General features: G+C 70.0%; 3 protein-coding genes. 2 read left to right on the top strand and 1 reads right to left on the bottom strand.

Annotation, left to right across the window (positions count from 1 at the left end; genetic code table 11):
* Positions 1–179 precede the first annotated feature (179 nt).
* Entirely contained in the window at positions 180–854 is a 675-nt protein-coding gene (locus PKE44_RS18250) for an NUDIX domain-containing protein (protein ID WP_324554084.1), read from the bottom strand.
* Between the two features lie 159 nt (positions 855–1,013).
* Between PKE44_RS18250 and PKE44_RS18245 the strand changes: the two genes are divergently transcribed.
* Together PKE44_RS18245 and PKE44_RS18240 are read left to right on the top strand one after the other, a co-directional pair.
* Positions 1,014–1,940 (top strand): hypothetical protein, encoded by a 927-nt coding sequence (locus tag PKE44_RS18245; RefSeq protein WP_324554082.1) that lies wholly within the window; start codon positions 1,014–1,016, stop codon positions 1,938–1,940.
* A partial coding sequence (locus PKE44_RS18240; RefSeq protein ID WP_324554080.1) for an adenylosuccinate synthetase occupies positions 1,940–2,462 on the top strand: 523 nt, incomplete at its 3' end. The genes PKE44_RS18245 and PKE44_RS18240, both read left to right, overlap by 1 nt.

Genomic DNA, 2,462 nt, shown 5'->3' with positions numbered 1-2,462 from the left:
GTCGGAAACTCAAAACCCGAACGACAGCGGCAAAGCGTCTGCACGACACGGCCACTGCCAGTCCTCATGGCCAGAACGTACGTCCTGCGGATACGAGCCCGTCGATCATCGACAGGCCACAGCTTCGGCAACTCAAAACCCGAACGCTGTCCGCATTGCCGACGGCGTGCCGGCGGCAATCAGATGGTCCGGTCGAAAGCCCGCAGCTCCGGGCCTGCCAGCCGGTAGAGCTGCGCCGGGCGGCTGGAGCGGTCCTGCGAGAAGGCCCCCGGCACCGGCACGATGAAGCCCTGCGCCTCGATCTTGCGCCGGAACGAGGCCGGGTCCGGGCGGCTGCCGAGCACGCGGCAGTAGACCGCGTAGAGCTGCGGCAGCGTGAAGCTCTCATCGAGCAGGAAGGCCGGCAGCGACGAATACGTCGCCTTGTCACGCACCCGCGCCAGTGCCCGCGTCACGATATCGGTGTGATCGAAGGCGAGCACCGGCAGCGTCGCGACCGGCTGCCAGCGCGCGCCGGCCGGCAGCGTCGTGATCCGCCCGGCCGGCAGCATCGCGAAGTAGGCGATGCTGATCGACCAGCCGCGCGGATCGCGCGTGCGGCTGCCGAAGCTGTAGAGCTGTTCGAGATACGGCGCCTGCACGCCGAGCTTGCCGGCGAGCACGCGCCGCGCGGTGCCGGCGGTATCGGCATCCTCATCGACGTGCACGTAGCCGCCGGGCAGCGCCGGCCGGCCGCGGAACGGCTCCTGCGCACGCTCGGCGATCAGCACCTGCAGGCCGTCGTCATCGGCGGGTTCTGCCAGCGTGAACAGCACGATGTCGACGGTGGCGATCGGGCGGAGGTGTTCGCTCATCTCGGGGCTTCCGGCGCGTCGTGGCGGCTGCAGGCAGGGGGCGGCGGCGCGCAGCCTAAAAGGTCATTCCTATTTCTTGCAAATGGAAACTTGCAATTTGCATTTATGTGGATCAGTCTTGGTGCCGTCACCAACGACCGCCACGAGAGGAGCGCCGCCATGGGTTACGCCCGCTGGGATTCCGATGACTGGAGCGATTACGCCGCCGGCCAGGCCGGCCGCAGCCGCGAGGAAGTGTTCACGCGCCGCAGCCTCGATCCCGAGTTCGATCCGCTGAACATCCGCCGGCGCGAGTCGCGCGATTCGGCGCAGAACCCCGAATCGAACGCGATCATCGTCGCCTTCGACGAAACCGGCTCGATGGGCAGCATTCCCGATGCCTTCGTGCGCGAGGGCCTCGGCACGATGGTGCAGGCGCTGCTCGACCGCCGGCCGGTCAGCGATCCGCACGTGATGGTCATGGGTTTCGGCGACGCCTGGTGCGACCGCGCGCCGCTGCAGGTCACGCAGTTCGAGGCCGACCTGCGCATCGCCGATCAGCTCTCGCGGCTGTGGCTCGAAGGCGGCGGCGGCGGCAACCGCTTCGAGAGCTACAACCTGCCGTGGTACTTCGCCGCGCGGCGCACGTCGATCGACTGCTTCGAGAAGCGCGGCAGGAAGGGCTATCTGTTCACGGTCGGCGACGAGCCGCCGCCGCCGAAGCTGCTTGCCGCGCACGTGCGCGCCTTCCTCGGCGATGACCTGCGCCGCGACCTCGACAACGCCGAACTGCTGCGCGCCGCCGGGCGCATGTACGAGATCTTCCACGTCGTCGTCGAGCAGGGCAGCCACTACCGCAGCTTCCCGGACGAGGTCGAACAGGGCTGGACGCGGCTGCTCGGCCAGCGCGTGCTGTTCCTCGCCGACTACCGCCAGCTCGCCGAAGTCATCGTCTCGGCGATCGAAGTCAACGAGGGCCGCGACCCGGATGCCGTGGTCGCGAGCTGGGACGCCGCCGCCGGCACAGTCGCGAAGGCCTTGCGCCGGCTGCCGGCAGCGTCGCGCCGGCGCGGCCTGCTCGGCTACTTCGGCCGGAGCACCCGCTGATGCACGCGCATGCGGTGATCGGCGCCGGCTACGGCGATGAAGGCAAGGGCGCGGCCACCGACCGGCTGGCCGCGATGCTGGGGCCGCGGGCGCTGGTTGTGCGCCACAACGGCGGCGCGCAGGCCGGCCACACCGTCGTCGCACCCGACGGCCGACGGCACGTGTTCGGTCACGTCGGCAGCGGCAGCTTCGCCGGCGTGCCGGGCTACCTGTCGGAGTACTTCGTCGCCAGCCCGATCCTGTGCCTGCGCGAACTCGCCGCGCTTGCAAGCCTCGGCGTGCAGCCGCAGCTGTACGTCGATGCCGGCTGCGCAGTGACGACGCCATACGACATGCTGCTGAACCAGGCCGTCGAAGCCGCACGCGGAGCCGGCCGGCACGGCTCCTGCGGCGTCGGCTTCGGCGAGACCATCGAACGCCACGGCCACGCCGGCTTCGCGCTCACGATCGCCGACCTGCGCAAGCCAGTGCGACTGCGCGAACGGCTCGAAGCGATCCGCCGCGACTGGCTGCCCGCGCGCG

This window comes from Plasticicumulans sp., from assembly GCF_035331805.1.
In the GTDB taxonomy this organism is placed as follows: domain Bacteria; phylum Pseudomonadota; class Gammaproteobacteria; order Competibacterales; family Competibacteraceae; genus Plasticicumulans.
Note: the sequence above shows the minus strand (reverse complement) of the source record. Positions and strands in the feature narration are given on the sequence as shown.